2 protein-coding genes are annotated in these 984 nt (G+C 76.5%); both read left to right on the plus strand.

Annotated features, from left to right (window positions below; genetic code table 11):
- A partial coding sequence (locus tag HMPREF3086_RS04200) for a molybdopterin cofactor-binding domain-containing protein (RefSeq protein WP_141763989.1) occupies nt 1-559 on the plus strand: 559 nt, incomplete at its 5' end.
- Nucleotides 556-984 (plus strand): amidohydrolase family protein (locus HMPREF3086_RS04205; RefSeq protein WP_246830901.1); only part of this gene is annotated, 429 nt, incomplete at its 3' end. The genes HMPREF3086_RS04200 and HMPREF3086_RS04205, both read left to right, overlap by 4 nt.

Raw genomic sequence — 984 nt, forward strand, 5'->3', positions numbered from 1 at the left:
GGCGACCCGCGTGGCCAAGCAGCTGCGCGCCGGCGCGCAGCTACCGGTCTCCGCCGAGGGCTCGGCCGACGGGCTGGCGCGGCAGGCCGCGTTCACCGTGCAGGGGGTGCGCGTGGCCGTCTGTCCCGACACCGGGACGGTGAAGGTCCTGCACAGCGTCCACGCCGTCGACGCGGGGCGGGTCCTCAACCCGCAGCAGCTGCGGGGACAGGTCGAGGGCGGCGTCGCGCAGGCGCTGGGCGCGGCGCTGTACGAGCAGGTCATGCTCGACGAGTCCGGCGCGGTCGCCAACGGGACCCTGCGGCACTACCACCCGCCGCGGATGGGCGACGTGCCGCGCACCGAGGTGTTCTTCGCCGACACCGTCGAGTCCCGGGGCGTGCTGGGCGCCAAGTCGATGTCCGAGGCGCCGTACTGCCCGGTCGCCGCCGCGGTGGGGATCGCGGTGCGGCGGGCCACCGGCGTGCGCCAGGACCTCATCCCGCTGACGCCCGACCGGGTGTGGATGCGGTCGTTCGCACCGGTCGGGTCCCCCGAGACGGCCGGGGTCAGCGCGTGAGCGCCCGCGTTCTCCGGGTGACCGGGGCGTCGGCCGTGTGGTCCCCGGACCGCGCCGGCATCGATCCCGTGATGATCGAGTGCGTGGACGGGCGGGTCGCGGGCCCCGGCCCCGACGGCTCGGCTGCGGCCGTCCCCGCCGACGGCTCTGTCGAGACCCTCGACGCCGCCGGCGGCGTGGTCACCCCGGGCCTGGTCAACGCCCACCATCACCTGCTGCAGAGCGCGTTCCGCACCCTGCCCGGTACGCGCGGCGTGGAGATGGCGATGTGGCTGGCCCGGATGCGCGAGGCCTATGTGGCGGCGCGGGTCGACCCGGAGCTGGTGGAGGCGGCCGCCCGCGTGGCGCTGGCCGAGTCGCTGCTGTGCGGCGTCACCACCGTGGCCGACCACCACCTCACGTGGCCGGCCGGCGCCGACCCGGTG

It is taken from the genome of Dietzia sp. HMSC21D01 (assembly GCF_001815995.1).
In the GTDB taxonomy this organism is placed as follows: domain Bacteria; phylum Actinomycetota; class Actinomycetes; order Mycobacteriales; family Mycobacteriaceae; genus Dietzia; species Dietzia cinnamea.